The following is a 17,865-nucleotide window of genomic DNA, read 5'->3' on the forward strand; positions in this document are numbered from 1 at the left end:
TTATAACTATAATTGATTATTGGTAGAGTACAAGTGCCTTATCTAATTGTGCACTGTGTTTATAACTTAATATCGCTTGTTGTCGGTACTGTGCTTTATTTTCGCTATTGAGTGCTTTGTCAAAAACACGTGCGGCTAAGTCATAATCACCTTGCGCATTAGCTAAACACGCTAACGCTAATAGTAACGCATTATTATGCTCATCTTTTTTCAGTCGCTCTTGAATGCTTGATTGCAACTTATAAGCATTACTTGGTGCAGCTTCACTTAAAATGTAAGCCAGTTGTTCATGCTGTTTTTGCTTGAGTAATTTAACTAGCTCATTTTCGATGCTTGCTAATTGCCCTACTTTAGCCATTTGAGTTAAATAAGCCGTATGCGCATGCGCCTGCAACTTTTTACCTAAATGTTGATATTTAGCGGTTAACTCATCATTTGCTTGCGCAGCAAAATAAGCTAAAAACACTTGCTGCCACTGGGTATCATTCAAGGCGTTTTTGCGCAATAAACGCGGTAAAAAATCTTCAAGCAATTTAAAATGCTGTTGCTGCACTAAAACTTCGGTGTACAACTTCAAATCAAGCACCGTGGCTTTTTTAGATTCTGCTGCCACCCGTATTTGCGGTTCAATTACACTGCTGTCGCCACTAGCTAACCATAACTTAGCCACTTTAAGTTGTTGCTCTGGGCTGATTTCAAACAAACGTTCAAGCGCTTTATCAGGCTGGTTATTTGCCAGAGCGGTTTTTGCTAATAACGCTAAACGTATATCGGTAAATTTAGCAGGCACACTATTACTTGATAGCGCACTTTCTACTTGTTCGTAATCATCATTAATGAGACTCCACAATGCTTGCTCTATAGCCGCATGTTTACGCTCTTGGCTTCGCGCAAAAAAACCATGCTTAGTGTTTCTATAAATAGATAAACAATAACGCACTAGCTTGTAAGTTAAATACAAAGCTGCCGTACTCAGTGCTGCCATTATACAAAATGAAACAATCGTCCCCTCTATGGTGGTATTGTTAAATGAAATCAGCACATAGCCTTTTTCATCTAACACAAAGGGAGTAATCGCTAGCACCAACACAATAGCGACAATAAAAATAATCAGCCCTATCATTGTGCCCACTCCTTCACTTTTTGAGTGCTTTGCAGTGTTACTTGAGGGTTAAAGTTAAGCGATTCTTTTTCAAGATTGGCTAACGTCTGTATTACCACTTTTGTTGCATCGTCATCTTGTTTAAAGTATTCATTAACCAAACGTTTTGTATCATTCAAAGCGTTAAAATAAATACTAGCTTGTTTACCCATTAATGCGTCTTGCGCCTGAGTAATATTAAGCTTGATGCGCTGGGTAATTAAATGACGCTCTCGGTCAGTTAATAGTGGCTCAATTAATACGCCTTCATGATGGCGAATAGTAATAAAGCTATCGACTATTTTATTCCAACTATTACGAATGTTTTGTTGCCAATCACTAACATCTTCAGAGAGTGCATTCTCATCACTTATACTCGCCTCTTCAGGCAAATTAACCGCATTAAATACCAAGTCATCAATACGCTTTATTACGCTGTTTAATTGTAAATAAATCGCTTCTGTCGCAACGGGTTTAATATTGTCGAGTGTTTGTATGTCTTGTGTAATTGCTTGGCGTAACTCAAGCGTACCTGGATGATCGCTTAATAATGAGTCTAAACGTTTAAGCACGGCACTTGTGCCTAGGTAATCTTGTTCTGCCCACAGTTTAAATTCAGCCATGCGTTGCAAGCTGGTGACCTCTTGTGGATTTAATGTATTACCACTTTGTTGTACCTTTTGCAGTGCGGCTTTTAATACTTGTTGATTTTTTACAGAGTTCTCATTGAGTGCCATAGCGATTTGCTCTTCGCTATTAAGCAACGCTTGTTGCAAACTGAGTTGCTCAGACTTAAGCGTTTGCAGCTCTTGCTGCAATATCTTATTTTGCTCTGTTAATGCATTAACCGCTAAATTTTGCACTTTACCGGCATTAAGCTTTTGATAAAATTCATAACCCACACCACTGGCAACAAGCAAGGAAATCACTAACGCAACGCTACCTACTTTACTTACTTTTTGAGGAATATTTTGCGTTTGGTTATTCACTTTTGCAGACTCACTTTTAGTCGTATTTGAGGTGCTCTTTGCTGTTGGCTTCGCTTCTTTTTCTACTTTTGACGTCGCTGACTGTTCACTCATTTTGCTACCTTGCTGATTAATGCAGGTAAACATAGCCTGGTCGCTAGCTCCTGCCGCAGTGTGTATATGGGTCGAATTTATTTTTTGTTGTTGTAAATAAGCACCAATGCGCTCACTGGCAACATAAAACTCGCACTGTTGTAACCATGTTAGTTGCGCCGCTGAAATAGTATTAAATATGGCGTCAACTGCAGCATTACTTGTAATGACTATACCGTGTACATTCTGGCTTTGCCAGTGGTCTATCCAGTTAGCTGAGCTAGGCTCTACTGGTTTACGTTGATACACCACACAATTATTTAAATGAGCACCACGTTGCTTCAAGGTTTTTGCTATTTCAGGTCGCCCGCCAATCCCTTTTACTAACACAATATTACTGCCGTCAACATCAGCCAAAGACTTAAGTGCGAGTAACCCTTCAGAGTCATGTTGTTTTGGCAAAGCCGCGCGCACACCAAATACTTCATAAATGGTATCGGCTGTTTGTTGGCCTACCCCATAAAACTGTGCTTTGGTATTAATAGCAGGCTTAAGTGCATTTAATGCATGCACCGCATCCTGTGAAACAAAGATAATTTTGTCGGCGTTTACCAGCGGGCTTAATTCAACGTTTGTTGGCGTTAAGTAGGTTATTTTTAAAACAGGATATAAAGACGCTTGATAACCCGCTTGCTCAAGTTGCTGTGCAAGGGCTGCGCCTTTTCCTTCGGGCCGAGTTATCAAGATATGTTTCATTATGCGTCTCGATATACGTCAGCCAGAATTTTATCTGCGCCTTGTGCTAATAGTTTTTTAGCCAGCTCTATACCTAGCTTTTCAGCATCATCAACGTGACCGCTAATTTCATCGCGTAAAATTTCACTGCCATCAATCGCACCGACCAAACCACGTAAATGTACTTGGTTACCATCAACCAGTGCATAAGCACCAATTGGCACTTGGCAACCCCCTTCTAAATGGCGGTTCATTGCGCGCTCAGCGTTAACACGAATACGTGTTTCGTTATGCTCAAGTGGAGCCAATAATGCTTTTGTCACGCTATCGTCTATACGACACTCAATGCCTACAGCGCCTTGGCCATTAGCAGGTAACGAGACTTCTGGTTCAATAAAGTCACGAATACGCTCGCCCATCTCTAAACGAATTAGTCCTGCAGCTGCGAGTATAATGGCATCGTATTGGCCGCTATCAAGCTTAGCTAAACGTGTATTTACATTGCCACGTAAGTCGCGAATTTCTAAATCCGGACGCATCGCTCTAATTTGACACTGGCGACGTAAACTTGAAGTCCCCACAATAGCGCCTTGTGGTAGCGCATCAATATTGGCAAAGTTATTTGATACAAACGCATCACGCGGATCTTCACGTTCACAAATAGTGTGTAACTCTAAATCATCCGGAAATTCTACCGGCACATCTTTCATTGAATGCACTGCAATATCTGCACGGCCATCTAACATGGCTTGCTCTAACTCTTTTACAAATAAACCTTTGCCGCCAATTTTAGCTAGTGGTGTATCTAAAATAATGTCACCTTGAGTCGACATTGGCACGAGCTCTACACGCACGTCATCATGAAAGTGCTCTAGCTGCGCTTTTACAAATTCAGCCTGCCAGAGTGCCAATGCACTTTTACGAGTGGCAATGCGAACTAACTTTGTTTTTTCAGTCATAAAATATCCATTAATAATTACTAGCTTTTAGAATGAAAACTTATTCAATCTAAGGCTATTTAATTTGCTAAAACTCTAAATTCTTTTTGAGCGATGAGCAGCCCGTTTTCATCAACTACATCAACGCGCCAATGCCCTAATTGAGTATCCATAATATTTTTAGTTGAGTACGTTCTGTAACGCGGAGAAGTAACCTTAAGTGCCACTTCAGCCATTATTTCACCTTCAAATAACCACACATGTTTTACCTGCTGTCCCTGTAAGTTTTTAAGCTCACTAAAAAATGACAGCGACTCTTCAAATTGATTCAAACGCACATCGGCGGCAAATACATTGGTTGGCTCACGGTTACTGACACTGCGAGTCAGAACTGCACGGCTAATTGTGGCTGTATCTATTTTGGCTCCCACAGCTACACTAGCAATGTGTGCGGATGCAGCAAATTTCTTTTGCTCAACTGGCTTTGCACTAACAGTCTCAACTTCAGGGTCTTGAGTGGCTATTGCTGCAATGGTTGCTTCTTCAGGCTCAGCAGTGATCGTTGGCTCTACTTCTTGCTTAATAATACTTTGTTGAACTTCAGGCTCCGATGGTACCTGTTCAGTAATAGAAGCTGGTTTTTGCTCAACTGAGGAAAAGGTTTTAGGGTCTGCAATCTTGACACTGCTCACCGGCTCCTCATCGGCATCTGTGGCTTTTTCACTCTCTACTGATGCTGCAATATCATCGTTTAGCGACACAATTGCTGTTTGTTGCTCAGTAAAATCAAGCTGCTCATTAGGATGCGGCGTCCCTTGATCAGCATTCACGGCGCTAGACAGGCCGTAAATAACCGCTGCAGAGATCATAATCACCAACATAGAAATACTCACAATCCGACGCCAATGCCACTCATAGCTCACGTTGGGTTTGCTAGTAGATGGTTCACGTTTTACATTTGCTGTTATTACTATTTTTTGACTCATTTTGACCCTCAGCGGCTCCTAAACTAACTTAAGCGAGAAATTAACCATTGGCGCACAGCTTGTAACTCTTGTGTACAAACCTGATGCCCCATTGGGTATTCTTGCCAACTTACATCCATGTTATGCGTTGATAATACTTCGAACGCACTTCTACCCGCGCTATGCGGTACAACGTCATCTTGGCTACCATGAGCCATAAATATATTTAACTGTGTTTGTTTTGCTTCATCTGCCAATTTATGTGGCACACACATGTAGGTTGACAGCGCCATTACACCAGCCAGCTTTTGTTCTAAACGCGGTGCTAAATGCAGCGATACAACGCCACCTTGCGAAAAGCCCGCTAAAATAATTTTACTCGCAGGTATGCCGTTAGCAATTTCTTGTGTAATGAGTTGCTCAACTTTGGCTGCTGATTCTCTAACCCCTTGCTCATCAGCACGTTTATCTAAATCCATAGATTTAATGTCGTACCATGAGCGCATTTGCATACCACCGTTAATAGTGACAGCCTGCATAGGCGCATGAGGAAAAACAAAACGCACCCCTAACTCAGTAGGTAAATCGAGCTGCGGGGCTACTGGTGCAAAACCATCACCTGAATCACCTAAGCCATGCAGCCAGATAACCGTGGCTTTATGGGTGCTTTGCGCTGGGTATTCTACAAACCCTAAACTCATAGTGTTGATTGCCATTGAATTTCTTGACCCGCTTGGCGTGTAGACGCTTCGTTAATGAAGCTCCAAAACTCTGCACCCGAGCGGTTATCAATCCATTGACCATCACGCATTTCAAAATGATGGCCATTGAATTTTGTTGCTACCCATACTTGGTGCAAAGGGGCTTGCTTATTAATCACAATCTTACTGCGATCTGGAAAAATAATTTCTAAAATACCTTGAGCCGATTCATAATCTAAATCTGCTTCACAATCATCAACTTGTTCTTCAATAGTGAACATAAGAGCTTCTGCTAACTGGTGATATTCGTGATCAGTCATCGTTAATTTCCTTTGCAGGCGAGGCGCCTAAATAATGGGTGCATGTTTATAGAGCTAGTGTAACAGGAATAAAATCATCCGCGAATAGCTGCATTTTTTAGATATTCTGTTACTCTGCGATTATAAAGCCAGCAACCGTATTAATCTAATGAAAGCGACATATACCTTACAATTAAAACAACTATTAATCAGCACCGTATTGTTGTGTGCATTAGCTGGCTGTGGCCAAAGCGGCCCGCTGTACTTACCCGAGCAGCCTGCTGAACAAAACCAGCCAACTGACATTCCTAACAAACAAACACCCGCCGAGCAACAACAGGAGCAGTAAATGGATTTTTTTAATTATAAAAACAACCAACTATTTGCTGAAGATGTCAGCGTAGCAACCATTGCACAGCACTATGGTACGCCGTGTTATGTGTATTCCAGAGCCACGTTTGAACGCCATTATTTAGCGTTTGCTAATGCGACTCAAGATCACAAAAGCCTAGTGTGTTATGCCGTTAAAGCAAATTCAAATATTGCGGTGTTAAACATATTGGCACGACTTGGTGCGGGTTTTGATATTGTCTCAAAAGGCGAATTAGCACGGGTGATAAAAGCCGGAGGCGCTGCTAACAAAGTGGTATTTTCTGGGGTTGCTAAAACGGCTGACGAAATTGCTTATGCGTTAGAATTAGGTATTAAATGCTTTAACGTTGAGTCAATTTCAGAACTTGAGCGCATTTCAGAAGTGGCCTGCGAGCTTAATTTAGACGCGCCAATTTCTATTCGTGTTAATCCCGATATTGATGCCAAAACACATCCGTATATTTCTACTGGACTTAAAGAAAATAAGTTTGGTATTGGAATCGAGTCTGCATTAAGTGTGTATCAACATGCGGCATCATTACCTGGCTTAACGATTGTTGGCGTAGATTGCCATATTGGCTCACAGCTTACACAAACCAAACCGTTTTTAGAGGCGCTTGATAAACTACTGGCATTAATTGATGAATTAAAAAATGCAGGTATTGAGCTAAGCCATTTAGATATAGGTGGAGGCCTTGGAGTAACCTACGACGACGAACAACCTCCACACCCAAGTGAATATGCAGCACAAGTAACGCAGCGCCTTGCAAATTACCGTCACCTAGAACTGATTTTTGAGCCCGGGCGAGCCATTGCCGCAAACGCGGGTATTTTAGTTACACAAGTTGAGTTTATTAAGCAAAATCAAGACAAGTATTTTGCGATTGTAGATGCGGGTATGAACGACATGTTACGCCCATCACTGTATCAAGCATGGCAAAAAATTATTCCTGTATCAGTGCGTGATGACGAAACACCTACACACAACTATGACGTGGTTGGGCCGGTGTGTGAAACCGGTGACTTTTTAGGTAAAGACCGACCACTGGCACTCAAACAAGGTGATTTGTTAGTACAGCGAAGCGCTGGAGCCTATGGTTTTACAATGAGCTCAAATTATAACTCACGTCCACGAGTTGCCGAAGTAATGGTCGATGGTGAGCAACATCACCTTATTCGCGAACGCGAAACTATCGAAAGCTTATACCAAGGTGAGAAAGTTTTACCATAAACGTTTTTGCCAACTAGCTGCTCTGTGGCATGATTAGCACAGAGCAAAACCGAATTAGAGCGCTATGTTAGTTAATTTTTCCAAAATGCACGGCTTAGGTAACGACTTTGTTGTGATTGATAACATTACACAAAACGTTTTTTTATCTCGTGATCAAATCAAAAAGCTGGCCGATCGCCATTTCGGCATTGGGTTTGATCAACTACTGATGGTTGAAGCCCCTTACTCACCCGATCTCGATTTTCACTATCGTATTTTTAACGCTGACGGCCACGAAGTAGAACAATGTGGTAACGGTGCGCGCTGCTTTGCCCGCTTTGTACGCATGAAAGGCTTAACCAATAAACATAAAATCAGCGTGTCGACTAAGTCTGGTAATCTCACCCTGTATATTGAAAAAGACGGTCAAGTAACCGTTAATATGGGTCACCCTAATTTTGAGCCAAATAAAATTCCACTCAAAGCAACCAAACGTGAGCTGACTTATATTATTCGCGCAGAAGAGCATACCGTTTTTAGTGGTGCCGTATCTATGGGTAACCCTCATTGCGTAATGGAAGTAGACGATATAGAAACAGCCCAAGTGGATACCCTAGGCCCGTTGCTTGAAAACCATGAGCGTTTTCCACAACGCGCGAACATTGGCTTTATGCAGGTTATCTCTCAAGAGCACATTAAACTCAGAGTATGGGAGCGTGGTGTAAGCGAAACACTTGCTTGCGGTACCGGCGCGTGTGCTGCCATGGTGATTGGTTTTATCCAAAATAAGCTCACCAGTACAGTACAAGTTGATTTACCCGGCGGTAGCTTACAAGTGCGCTGGAGTGGCGAGGGCCATCCAGTGCGTATGACAGGTCCCGCTGAACATGTATTTGATGGGCAAGTTGCACTATGAGTGAATTAACTAAACAGCAAGTAATAGATTACTTACAACAGCATCCTGATTTTTTAATTGAGCAACCTAAGCTGTTAGCGCAACTTGAGTTACAACAGCAAGTACAGGGTGCTACTTCATTAGTGCATATTCAGCAGCGCCAATTACGCGAGCACAATACACAGCTAAAAAATCAAATAGACAGCATGAGCAAAAATGCGACCCAGAATGAACTGGTTTATCGTTTATTTAGCCAATGTCACCGACAGCTGTGGAGTAATTACGACTTTAATACACTGGCCAGTAACTTACGCAATATTATTTGTATGAGCCCGACTATTAATGAATGCAAACTCGTTAGATACGATAATGCCTTTGAAGAGTTAGTAAAGCATAGACTGTCAGATAGTAATCATTATTTAGGCCGTGTAAATCAGCAAGAACGCGACTTACTCTTCAACAATGATACCCAATCGACCGCACTTTATTTAATTGGTGAGCCGAGTAACCCCTACGCAATTTTGGCTTTTGGCAGCCACGATGAAAACCACTTTGAGCCCTCACAAGATAACTTATTTGTATTAGATTTTGTGCGCTCATTGCAAATACGGTTACTGGAACTGGCATGAGCGATAACGCGCCAAATATAAGCGACTTAAGCGATAGCTGGCGTACACCCATTACATTATTTAGTGATTACTTAAAATTTGAACGCCAGTATTCGGCGCACACGGTTAATCAGTATGTCAGCCAATTAGGCTTTGCCGCCTTGTATTTTAATAAACTGTGCGACAATTGGTTTGCGGTACAAAGTGAGCATATTCGTCGTTACAGTATGGCACTGCGGGCAAAACAATTAAGTGGCAGAACAATCAGCTTAAAATTAAGCTGTATACGTAGTTTGTATAAATTTTTAAAAGCAAAAAATATTACTGAGCAAACGCATTACCATAATCCGGCACAGGGTATAAAAGGCCCTAAATTTGCGCGACCTTTACCTAAAAACCTTGATGTTGACCAAATGGCTCGTTTACTCGAAATACCCGATGATGATCCACTCGCCATGCGTGATAAAGCGATGATGGAACTGATGTATTCATCAGGTTTACGCATTAGCGAGTTAGTTGGCGCTAACATGCAAGATATAAACACTCGTAGCGGTGAAATATTAGTGCGAGGCAAAGGCGCAAAAGAACGCCTAATACCGGTTGGCTCTAAAGCACTTGAGGCGTTAAACAATTGGCTAGCAGTTCGCCCACTATTTATGGGCTCAGATGAACATGCGGTATTTTTAAGTAGCAAAAAAAATCGTATTTCTGTACGCCAAGTTCGTTTGCGCATGCAAGAATGGGGGATTAAGCAAGGTATTAGCTCGCAAGTTCATCCACATAAATTACGCCACTCATTTGCGTCGCATATTTTAGAGTCGTCTGGGGATTTACGAGCAGTGCAAGAATTATTAGGCCACAGTAGTTTATCTGCAACCCAAGTTTATACTCATTTAGATTTTCAGCACTTAGCTAAGGTGTACGATAACACCCACCCACGAGCTAAAAAAAGAACCGATTAGAGCAGCAACTATGATCCGATTTAATCGCGCAATTTCTCCTTTTTCTGTGCTAAGCTTTGACTTAGACGACACCTTGTACGATAACCGCCCTATCATAACCGCAGCCGTTCAGGCGCAAATTGATTATTTAAATGCGCTACCAGGCTACAAAAAACAAGGACCACAGTTTTGGCAGCAATGCCGTGAACTCGCAGCACTACAGCAGCCAGAGCTGATTGATGACGTCACACAATGGCGTAAGCATACCTTGCGCTTAGTATTGTCTGAATTAGGTTTTAAAGGTGATGAAATAGAGCATCATGCAAATAAGGCGTATCAAGCATTTGCAGATGAGCGAAGCAATATTACGGTGAGTGAAGACGTACTAATATTGCTTGATAAACTAAGTCAACACTACAAATTGATTGCCATTACTAACGGTAATGTCGAGGTTGATCGATTTAATTTAAAAGGTAAGTTTGAACTGGTGTTACAAGCTGGCTTCCATGGTAAAGCCAAACCACACACAACATTATTTGATCAAGCCGCAACACATTTACGTATCAAAAACAGCGATATTTTGCACATAGGTGATAGCCTTGATAGCGATGTGCAAGGTGCTAACAACGCTGGCTGTCAGTCTGTATGGCTGAATAATCAAGCGCAAACTTATGCCTACAAAGGGCTGGCTGATATTGAAATAACCAACATTCATGCGTTAACCCATTTAATATAACCTATGCTTGTTTTACTAATAATATAAGTTAGAGTTAGTTAATTAACGACATATTATAATAACAAGGACAGCGTATGACGCTCACAGATTATTTAACAACGCTCGCAGATGAGCCAAAAAGTATTAGCTTTGCTGATACTATGGCCGTTATTGATGAGCACTATATTTTTACAGCATGCAGCTTCAGTAACCATGGGTTATTAAGCTCTGCCAGTGAAAATAACGGTTCGTGCAAAATTTTTGCATTTGCTAAGCTCAACGGTCTTAGTAAACAAAATACCTTAGATTGTTTTGGTAAATTTTACCGTGAAGATGTACTAGACAACCCAAATGCCGATGATCACATGAATATTCGTACGTTTATGTTAGCACCAGAAGCAACACCGTTTTTAGGCATTAGCTTTAATGGCACGCCTTTAACCACAAAAGAATAACATAGGGTCTGTTGACCTTTGTGGATTAGACCCTAGTATTATTTAGCCGCTACCAGCGGCTTTTCCATAAAGTAACGTGTACCGCTGAGCGGATAATTATTTAGTTGATACTTAACCTGATAGCCACGCTTTTCATAGAAAGGTTTGGCTTGAAAATCTAAGGTGTCAAGCTGAGCCTGAACCGCGCCCATTTCAATTGCTGCATTTTCAAGTGATGTTAGTAACGACTCAGCCAAGCCATTGCCTCGTGCCGATTCAGCACACCACAACCAACTTATTAGCAGCCAATTGCCAAATACATGACCACTTATACCGGCAACTAATTCATTCTGTTTATCGAGATATTTATAGCCGAGAGCTTGGCGCTCTGCGTCGAAATGTTGAGCATTAAACTCAAGCATATTAACACGCAGTGCTTGGTTTAATTGCTCAGTATTATCTGCGTGCAATAGGTACATTGGGCTATTCCAAATAGACCTATATTAGCAAATACCTGATGTTAAAACAGGTTATTTTGTCCAAAGGGAACTTCCAGCATATTGCTAGAAATTTTTTCCGGCTGACCACACATTTCATCATAAGCGCTGGTATGCCTGAGCATCATTTGCGCATAAGCAATATCTTCAAAGCGTTTTTGAATATGTAATGGGCTGACTGCCTTTACAAATTCACCATCACTTTCTTGTACATAGTATTCAACATTATTAATGACAACAGACACTTGATACAAGGCCATTTCTAGTGAATGAACCACCACTTTTTGTAATGGCTGATGCTTTTTTAGTTCTGAAAATTGAATACCCATATTAACCTACCTACTGTTAAATTAACTGTCCAAGTAATCAATACGCAGCTTTGCTATAATCGCGATCAGATTTTTTTAATTACGCGCTATCATGGATACAAAAATTCGACTCGCAAAGTACATAGCGCATGCCGGTGTTTGCTCACGCAAGCAGGCCTCGCGTTTGATTGACGAAGGTGTGGTCATGGTTAATAATCGCCCCGCAAATCATATTGATCATGTGGACGAAAACGACAGTGTCATTGTTAATGGCCAAGCCATTAAAGGCCCTGCCGATTTAGTCTACTTTGCTTATCACAAACCAGTAGGAATTGATTGTAAACTCAATCAGCACGACCCAAGCAGCCTTATTCATCATTTACCGCAACTAACACGGGTATACCCTATTGGTCGCCTTGATAAAGACTCACGCGGATTGCTTATTTTGACCAATGATGGAGATTTTTGTAACCAGCTGATCCACCCTGACTTTCATCAGCCTAAACGCTATTTAGTAACCGTCAATAAACCTTTAGATGAGAATTTTTGCGAAAAAATGGCTGCAGGCGTCCCTGTCGATAAGCAAATGACTTTGCCGTGTGAGGTGACTAAAATCACTGACAATCAGTTTAGTATTATTTTAAAACAAGGACTAAATCGACAAATTCGTAAAATGGCGCATTACTGTGGTTACAAAGTGATTGATTTATACCGCGTACAAATAAGTGAATTACTGTTAGACCATTTAAATTTACCTGAAAACCAGTTTATAAAAATTAATAAAAGCGACATTTTAGGCTAACAAGCTCACGCTCCCCCCCTCACTTTAATGCGATTAAAAAATATAAAATAAACTTGCAAAAATAGATTACAAGTGTAGTCTTAAATTAAAGATTACACTTGTAGGCAATAAAATGATCGAATTATCAAAAGCAGAATTTGAAGTACTCGATGCGCTATGGATTAGCTACCCCGCTAATGCCAGCCAAATTATTGAGCGCTTGAGTGATGATAAACAATGGCACGAAAAAACCATTAAAACCTTACTTGGTCGATTAGTTAAAAAAGGAGCGCTTAGCTTCGAAAAAGAAGGCCGCCAATATATTTACACCCCCTGTATAAATCGTGCTGATTACACCCAAAAAGAAAGCCAGAACTTTATTGAGCATTTTTTTAGTGGCCGTATAGCTCCGTTGGTAAGTGGTTTTGCAAAATCAGAAAAACTCTCTCAACAAGATATAAACGAGCTTAAAAAAGTCATAGATGACTGGGAAAAAAACCAAAAGTAAGGGATTCTCATGGTTATTCAAACAAGCTTTAATTGGCTAATAGAGCAACAGCTATTATTGAGTCTGTTGTTTGCAGGATTTGTTTTACTTGAGCGCTTTGGCTTAAAAGCAATTGGTTCTCAGCTTATTTATAAATTAGTGTGGTTAATACCAGCCTCGCTGCTTATCGCTAATTTACCCAATGCAATTAGGCCATTACAAAACAGTCCAATTAGTCATTATATCATTACTCCTAATCAACCATTAATAAGCACTATTAGTATTAACTGGGCGCTATTTTATGTAGTTATTACGGCACTGCTTTTATTCGCCACTTGGATTATTCACCGCCGATTTGTAAGCAACCTACAGCTTTGTGAAGTAACAAATTTACAAGCAGAAATAAGCTCAGGGGTAAAAACCTTTACTAGCCATCAAGTGGCAACACCTATGGTAATTGGGGTACTAAATAGCAAGCTAGTTTTACCACACAACTACAATACTCTGTTTGATAAAGCTACATTGGCGCTTATTTTAGAGCACGAAAATGTGCATATAAAACGCAAAGATAACCTAACAAATGCGCTGCTATTACTGGCTACAATTTTAATGTGGTTTAACCCTTTAGTTTGGATGGCATACGCAAGCTGTAGACGCTTACAAGAGCTGACTTGTGATGAACAGGTACTAAGTAATAAAACCACAAAGCAACAGATTTTATACAGCAAAGCCTTAGTAAACTGCGCTGCAAATGCACCAGCGGGTCTGATGGCTTATTCACACTACGGAGATAAAAAAACCATGTTACAACGACTTACTAATATCAAACATAATGGCGCACATTCACGCCTAGCAAAAGGGAGCTTGTTACTTATAGCAGCAAGCTTGCTCAGTGGCTTAGCAGTAGCAAAGCAACCTGAAGCATCAGCTAAAAAAGAAACATCTATCGCTCCCGTAATGCGAATCGAACCGCTTTACCCAAAACAAGCGGCGGAACAAGGCATTAGCGGTTCAGTGGTATTAAAATACGACATAACCCCTGCAGGCAAAACAGCTAACATTACTGTTGTAAAAGCTGAACCAGAAGCAGTCTTTAACAAAGAAGCAAAAAGAGCACTGATGCAATGGCAATATACGCCTTCATCAATGGGACAACAAAACGTACTAATACAACTTGATTTTGCACTCAACAGTACAGTTACAAAAAGTGATTTAATAGAGCGAGTTAACATATCGCATTAATGGGAATAAGTGTTTAAGACTATAAAGCAAGCACCCTTTTAGGCTGCTTGCTTTGTGGTTTTTGCTTATTCTCGTTATAAACTGACGGCGATCATGCCAATAGCGGTTCCCATGCCTACCAGCCAAGTGATCGAGCGAATAATATCGAGGTTTAAGTAATAAAAAACACAAAATAAAATACGCGCCACAATATGCGTCATCGCTAAAGTTTCGGTTACGGCATTAACATTATTGGTGCCTAACACCACAGCCAAAGCAACGGCAAATACCGCTAGCGACTCAAAACAATTTTGATGTGCGGCCAACGCCCTTGCTCCGAGCCCTGTAAGTTGCGTTTGTTGCTGGCGCGGATGTTTATTATCGTAACCACCGAGCTTATTCATTTCTATAATAGCTGGGATTCTTGCAACATAAGGCATAGTCACTGCAATTAAGGCGCAAACCAATAAAGTCGTCATTATCATTCTCAAGTTATTTTTTATAACTCAAAATAACACAGCAAATAGAAAAAAGCCGCCAAATATAAATAACCTGAGTTCTGGCGGCTAGTAGTAACATCCCAGACACTATAGCCGATTTAAGCAGTGCGTCACTGTGGCAAATTGTCGCAGGTGATGAATATTCATTATGCCTTTTTGATGGTCGCTTTCATGTCACAGTACTGCTAAATTACTCCTCCGCTTATTGTATGTTGTTTAAGATGATTTGGATTTTACTGACTATTTTTGCTGCATTTATGCAGTCATGGCGCAATGCTCTGCAAAGTAAATTAAGCACTCATGTGAGCATTGCTGGCGTTACATTAGCCCGCTTTATTATGGCAAGCCCTATTGCTGGGCTGTATTTATATGCGCTTTATTATTACCAAGATGCTCCCTTTCCTTCATTCAACCCTTTATTTATTAGCTACATTATTGGTGCCAGCATAGTGCAAATTATTGCCACGGGACTCATGGTTAAATTATTTAAAATGAATAATTTTGCTGTAGGCGCCGGCCTAGCTAAAAGTGAAGCGCTTATGGCGGCCATACTCGGGTTACTGTTTTTTGGCTCAACGCTTTCATTACTTGGTTGGTTTGGCGTGTTTCTTGGTGCAATTGCGGTATTGCTATTAAGTGGTATCGCCAATGTGAAACACTTTAGCTTAAAAACAGCATTAACAGGACTTGCCTGCGGCACTTCGTTTGCGTTGTCATCGTCATGGATCAGAGAAGCCAGTTTAAGCTCAGGTATAGCTTTTCCGTATGCGCCTGCATGGGTTTTATTGCTTGTTATTAGTTTACAAACACTGATGCTGTGTATTTATATTGCCTTAAAGGAACGCGATACATTTAAAACTATGTTTCAGCATAAGGGCATGACTTGTACGGTGAGTATATTTAGTTGCTTGGGATCAATAGGTTGGTTTAGCGCAATGAGCTTGCAACATGTTGCCTATGTAAAAACGCTCGGCCAGATAGAAGTATTTTTTACGATATTGATTGCTGTTTTATGGTTAAAACAACCGCTAAAACGCCAAGATAGCGCTGGGCTATTATTGATTGCAGTGGCTGCGATATTGGTAATGCTGCCGAGCAGCTAAAAAAGCGCAGGTATCAACCTGCGCTTGTTTAATCTAACAATTAATGACTAATTTTTAAGGTGATGACACCACAAATAATCATTAACACACCAGCAATACGACCAAACGTGGCGGCATCACCGTAAAATAATATACCCACTAAAAACGTACCAGCAGCACCTATACCCGTCCATACTGCGTACGACGTGCCCATAGATATTTGCTTTTGCGCCAACCACAACATAAAGCCGCTCGCGACCATAAACGCAATGGCAATCGCGATGCCCTGCCAACGAGTTTCAGGGGTTTGAGAAATTTTTAACCCTATAGGCCAGCCAATCTCAAGTAACCCAGCAATAATTAAATACATCCACGCCATTAAATATCTCTCTTTTTCAATATCACTTCATACAAATCGTGACGGCGGTCTTTTAAGTTACGCACTGTCCCTTCACTGTGAAGAATTTTTAACTTATCCATATCTAAGTCGCTAAATAATAACATTTCTGTATTGGTGGTGGCTTCATTTAGTGTGGCATCGTGCGGAAATGAAAAGTCCGATGGGGTTAGTACCGCCGACTGTGAAAACTGCACATCTAAGCTTTCTACTTCAGGTAAGTTACCCACAGAGCCTGCAATAACCACATAACATTCGTTTTCAATGGCACGTGCTTGGGCACAATGGCGTACACGCAAGTAACTATTTTTAGTGTCAGTCCAAAATGGCACAAATAAAATATCCAAACCTTGGGTGGCCAAAATACGTGACAACTCAGGAAATTCGACATCATAACAAATTTGAATACCTACACGGCCTGCATCTGTATCGAATACAGCAATTTTATCACCGCCTTGGATCACCCAATCGTTTTGTTCATGCGGGGTAATATGAATTTTACGTTGCTCGTCTATTTTACCGCTGCGATGGCATAAATAACTAACGTTATATATTTTATCGTCTTCGGCAAGCGGCATTGAGCCGGTAATAATGTTGGCGTTGTATTCTATCGCCATACGCGACATGGCGTTTTTAAAGGTCTCAGTGTATTCGGCTAAATACCGAATTGCCTCGGTTTGGTTACTTTGCTCGGTTAATCCCATCAGTGGCGCATTAAAAAACTCAGGGAATAAAATAAAATCGCTTTTGTAATCAGATACCGTATCAACAAAGTATTCAACTTGCTTAAGCATCTCTTCAACCGATTCAACACAGCGCATTTGCCATTGCACAGCCCCTACCCGCACGATTGATTTAGTTGACTCAATAACGGTGTCGGTTGGCTCATACATAATGTTATTCCACTCAAGTAATGTGGCATAACCGACCGACTCCTGATCTTCAGGTAAGTATTTTTTTAATAATCGTTTAACCTGAAAGTCATTGGCTAATTGAAAACTGAGTATGGGGTCATACAGCTCTTTTTGATCGACCTTAGCAATGTATTCCATCGGGGTCATTTCACTGCTGTGATTGTAATAACGCGGAATACGCCCACCCGCTAAAATAGCGCGTAAGTTATACTGGCGACACAATTCTTTTCGCGCATCATATAAACGGCGCCCTAAACGCATGCCTCGGTATTGCTCACTAATGGCAACATCCAAGCCGTATAAAGCATCTCCTGTGGTATCGCTAAATACACGGTCGTGGCCATCGGCAATATCTTCATAGGTATGCGGGTTTGAAAAACGCGCATAATCTACCTGTACACTCAGCGCTAAACCCACCAGCACGCCGTCATCCACAATACCGATTTGCCCTTCAGGGAACTGATCGATGAGTCTAAAAATAGTATGGCTTGGCCATGCTCCGCCTAGGTCGGGGTAAGCTTCGTCCATCAAGGTTTTAATTTGTGGGTATTGTTCTCGGGTTAAGTTACAAATTTCAAGATGGGTTTTTTCTGCCGACATACGCAACTCCTTGGGGCATGTAAGAATCAAAAAAGCTGAACACATGCTCAGCTTTATTAGGTT

22 protein-coding genes are annotated in these 17,865 nt (G+C 41.0%); 11 read left to right on the top strand and 11 right to left on the bottom strand.

Annotated features, from left to right (window positions below; genetic code table 11):
- Nucleotides 1-16 precede the first annotated feature (16 nt).
- Genes ACZ5WS_RS02925 through cyaY form a run of 6 tightly spaced genes read right to left on the bottom strand, consistent with a single transcriptional unit; the run spans nucleotide 17 to nucleotide 5,861 of the window.
- Nucleotides 17-1,123, bottom strand: coding sequence for a heme biosynthesis HemY N-terminal domain-containing protein (locus ACZ5WS_RS02925; RefSeq protein ID WP_464710570.1), 1,107 nt, complete (start codon nucleotides 1,121-1,123; stop codon nucleotides 17-19).
- Nucleotides 1,120-2,958 (bottom strand): uroporphyrinogen-III C-methyltransferase, encoded by a 1,839-nt coding sequence (locus ACZ5WS_RS02930; RefSeq protein ID WP_464710572.1) that lies wholly within the window; start codon nucleotides 2,956-2,958, stop codon nucleotides 1,120-1,122. The genes ACZ5WS_RS02925 and ACZ5WS_RS02930 overlap by 4 nt, the downstream gene beginning before the upstream one ends.
- Nucleotides 2,958-3,896, bottom strand: coding sequence for a hydroxymethylbilane synthase (gene hemC, locus ACZ5WS_RS02935; protein WP_178954538.1), 939 nt, complete (start codon nucleotides 3,894-3,896; stop codon nucleotides 2,958-2,960). Before hemC ends, ACZ5WS_RS02930 begins: the two co-directional genes overlap by 1 nt.
- Nucleotides 3,897-3,955: 59 nt before the next feature.
- Nucleotides 3,956-4,861, bottom strand: a complete 906-nt coding sequence (locus ACZ5WS_RS02940; RefSeq protein ID WP_198522082.1) for a DUF2914 domain-containing protein — start codon at nucleotides 4,859-4,861, stop codon at nucleotides 3,956-3,958.
- Nucleotides 4,862-4,884: 23 nt separating this feature from the next.
- A complete protein-coding gene (locus ACZ5WS_RS02945; protein WP_198523767.1) occupies nucleotides 4,885-5,541 on the bottom strand; it encodes an alpha/beta hydrolase in 657 nt (218 codons plus the stop codon).
- Nucleotides 5,538-5,861, bottom strand: a complete 324-nt coding sequence (cyaY, locus tag ACZ5WS_RS02950) for an iron donor protein CyaY (protein WP_138605435.1) — start codon at nucleotides 5,859-5,861, stop codon at nucleotides 5,538-5,540. The genes ACZ5WS_RS02945 and cyaY overlap by 4 nt, the downstream gene beginning before the upstream one ends.
- A 148-nt stretch (nucleotides 5,862-6,009) precedes the next feature.
- On the opposite strand from cyaY, the gene lptM reads away from it, so the two are divergent.
- The 7 genes from lptM (at nucleotide 6,010) to ACZ5WS_RS02985 (ending at nucleotide 11,036) form a co-directional block, all read left to right on the top strand.
- Nucleotides 6,010-6,189, top strand: coding sequence for an LPS translocon maturation chaperone LptM (gene lptM / locus ACZ5WS_RS02955; RefSeq protein WP_010392638.1), 180 nt, complete (start codon nucleotides 6,010-6,012; stop codon nucleotides 6,187-6,189).
- Nucleotides 6,190-7,443 carry a diaminopimelate decarboxylase gene (lysA, locus tag ACZ5WS_RS02960; RefSeq protein ID WP_109875813.1) on the top strand — a complete coding sequence of 418 codons (1,254 nt, stop codon included), beginning with the start codon at nucleotides 6,190-6,192 and terminating at the stop codon, nucleotides 7,441-7,443.
- Nucleotides 7,444-7,507: 64 nt separating this feature from the next.
- Nucleotides 7,508-8,338 carry a diaminopimelate epimerase gene (dapF, locus tag ACZ5WS_RS02965; protein ID WP_008109029.1) on the top strand — a complete coding sequence of 277 codons (831 nt, stop codon included), beginning with the start codon at nucleotides 7,508-7,510 and terminating at the stop codon, nucleotides 8,336-8,338.
- Nucleotides 8,335-8,946: a DUF484 family protein gene (locus ACZ5WS_RS02970; protein WP_010392634.1), complete on the top strand. Its 612-nt coding sequence runs from the start codon at nucleotides 8,335-8,337 to the stop codon at nucleotides 8,944-8,946. Before dapF ends, ACZ5WS_RS02970 begins: the two co-directional genes overlap by 4 nt.
- Nucleotides 8,943-9,887 (top strand): tyrosine recombinase XerC, encoded by a 945-nt coding sequence (locus ACZ5WS_RS02975; RefSeq protein ID WP_464710575.1) that lies wholly within the window; start codon nucleotides 8,943-8,945, stop codon nucleotides 9,885-9,887. Before ACZ5WS_RS02970 ends, ACZ5WS_RS02975 begins: the two co-directional genes overlap by 4 nt.
- 10 nt (nucleotides 9,888-9,897) lie before the next feature.
- Nucleotides 9,898-10,602 carry an HAD-IA family hydrolase gene (locus tag ACZ5WS_RS02980; RefSeq protein WP_464710577.1) on the top strand — a complete coding sequence of 235 codons (705 nt, stop codon included), beginning with the start codon at nucleotides 9,898-9,900 and terminating at the stop codon, nucleotides 10,600-10,602.
- Nucleotides 10,603-10,676: 74 nt separating this feature from the next.
- Nucleotides 10,677-11,036, top strand: coding sequence for a HopJ type III effector protein (locus tag ACZ5WS_RS02985; protein ID WP_464710579.1), 360 nt, complete (start codon nucleotides 10,677-10,679; stop codon nucleotides 11,034-11,036).
- A 38-nt stretch (nucleotides 11,037-11,074) separates the two neighbouring features.
- On the opposite strand, the gene ACZ5WS_RS02990 is transcribed toward ACZ5WS_RS02985, so the two are convergent.
- Together ACZ5WS_RS02990 and ACZ5WS_RS02995 are read right to left on the bottom strand one after the other, a co-directional pair.
- Entirely contained in the window at nucleotides 11,075-11,494 is a 420-nt protein-coding gene (locus ACZ5WS_RS02990; protein ID WP_464710581.1) for a GNAT family N-acetyltransferase, read from the bottom strand.
- 41 nt (nucleotides 11,495-11,535) lie between these two features.
- On the bottom strand, nucleotides 11,536-11,841 hold the full coding sequence (locus ACZ5WS_RS02995; RefSeq protein WP_008109023.1) for a DUF6482 family protein: 306 nt from the start codon (nucleotides 11,839-11,841) through the stop codon (nucleotides 11,536-11,538).
- Between the two features lie 91 nt (nucleotides 11,842-11,932).
- Here ACZ5WS_RS02995 and ACZ5WS_RS03000 point away from each other — a divergent pair, with 91 nt between their 5' ends.
- The 3 genes from ACZ5WS_RS03000 (at nucleotide 11,933) to ACZ5WS_RS03010 (ending at nucleotide 14,330) form a co-directional block, all read left to right on the top strand.
- Nucleotides 11,933-12,622 carry a pseudouridine synthase gene (locus ACZ5WS_RS03000; RefSeq protein ID WP_418608017.1) on the top strand — a complete coding sequence of 230 codons (690 nt, stop codon included), beginning with the start codon at nucleotides 11,933-11,935 and terminating at the stop codon, nucleotides 12,620-12,622.
- 112 nt (nucleotides 12,623-12,734) lie between these two features.
- Entirely contained in the window at nucleotides 12,735-13,109 is a 375-nt protein-coding gene (locus ACZ5WS_RS03005; protein ID WP_413401059.1) for a BlaI/MecI/CopY family transcriptional regulator, read from the top strand.
- 9 nt (nucleotides 13,110-13,118) lie between these two features.
- Nucleotides 13,119-14,330: a M56 family metallopeptidase gene (locus ACZ5WS_RS03010; RefSeq protein ID WP_010392618.1), complete on the top strand. Its 1,212-nt coding sequence runs from the start codon at nucleotides 13,119-13,121 to the stop codon at nucleotides 14,328-14,330.
- A 74-nt stretch (nucleotides 14,331-14,404) separates the two neighbouring features.
- Here the strand turns inward: ACZ5WS_RS03010 and ACZ5WS_RS03015 are convergent, their stop codons facing one another.
- Nucleotides 14,405-14,788, bottom strand: a complete 384-nt coding sequence (locus ACZ5WS_RS03015) for an MAPEG family protein (RefSeq protein WP_464710586.1) — start codon at nucleotides 14,786-14,788, stop codon at nucleotides 14,405-14,407.
- A 242-nt stretch (nucleotides 14,789-15,030) separates the two neighbouring features.
- On the opposite strand from ACZ5WS_RS03015, the gene ACZ5WS_RS03020 reads away from it, so the two are divergent.
- Nucleotides 15,031-15,912, top strand: a complete 882-nt coding sequence (locus tag ACZ5WS_RS03020) for a multidrug transporter (RefSeq protein ID WP_464710587.1) — start codon at nucleotides 15,031-15,033, stop codon at nucleotides 15,910-15,912.
- A gap of 40 nt (nucleotides 15,913-15,952) precedes the next feature.
- Here ACZ5WS_RS03020 and ACZ5WS_RS03025 read toward each other — a convergent pair whose 3' ends face one another.
- Together ACZ5WS_RS03025 and ACZ5WS_RS03030 are read right to left on the bottom strand one after the other, a co-directional pair.
- The gene (locus ACZ5WS_RS03025; protein ID WP_010392612.1) at nucleotides 15,953-16,270 is read right to left on the bottom strand and encodes a DMT family transporter; all 318 of its coding nucleotides are present in this window, start codon (nucleotides 16,268-16,270) and stop codon (nucleotides 15,953-15,955) included.
- Entirely contained in the window at nucleotides 16,270-17,802 is a 1,533-nt protein-coding gene (locus tag ACZ5WS_RS03030; RefSeq protein ID WP_010392609.1) for a bifunctional GNAT family N-acetyltransferase/carbon-nitrogen hydrolase family protein, read from the bottom strand. Before ACZ5WS_RS03030 ends, ACZ5WS_RS03025 begins: the two co-directional genes overlap by 1 nt.
- Between the last annotated feature and the right edge of the window lie 63 nt (nucleotides 17,803-17,865).

The sequence above is a fragment of the Pseudoalteromonas sp. 11L1 genome, assembly GCF_055397545.1.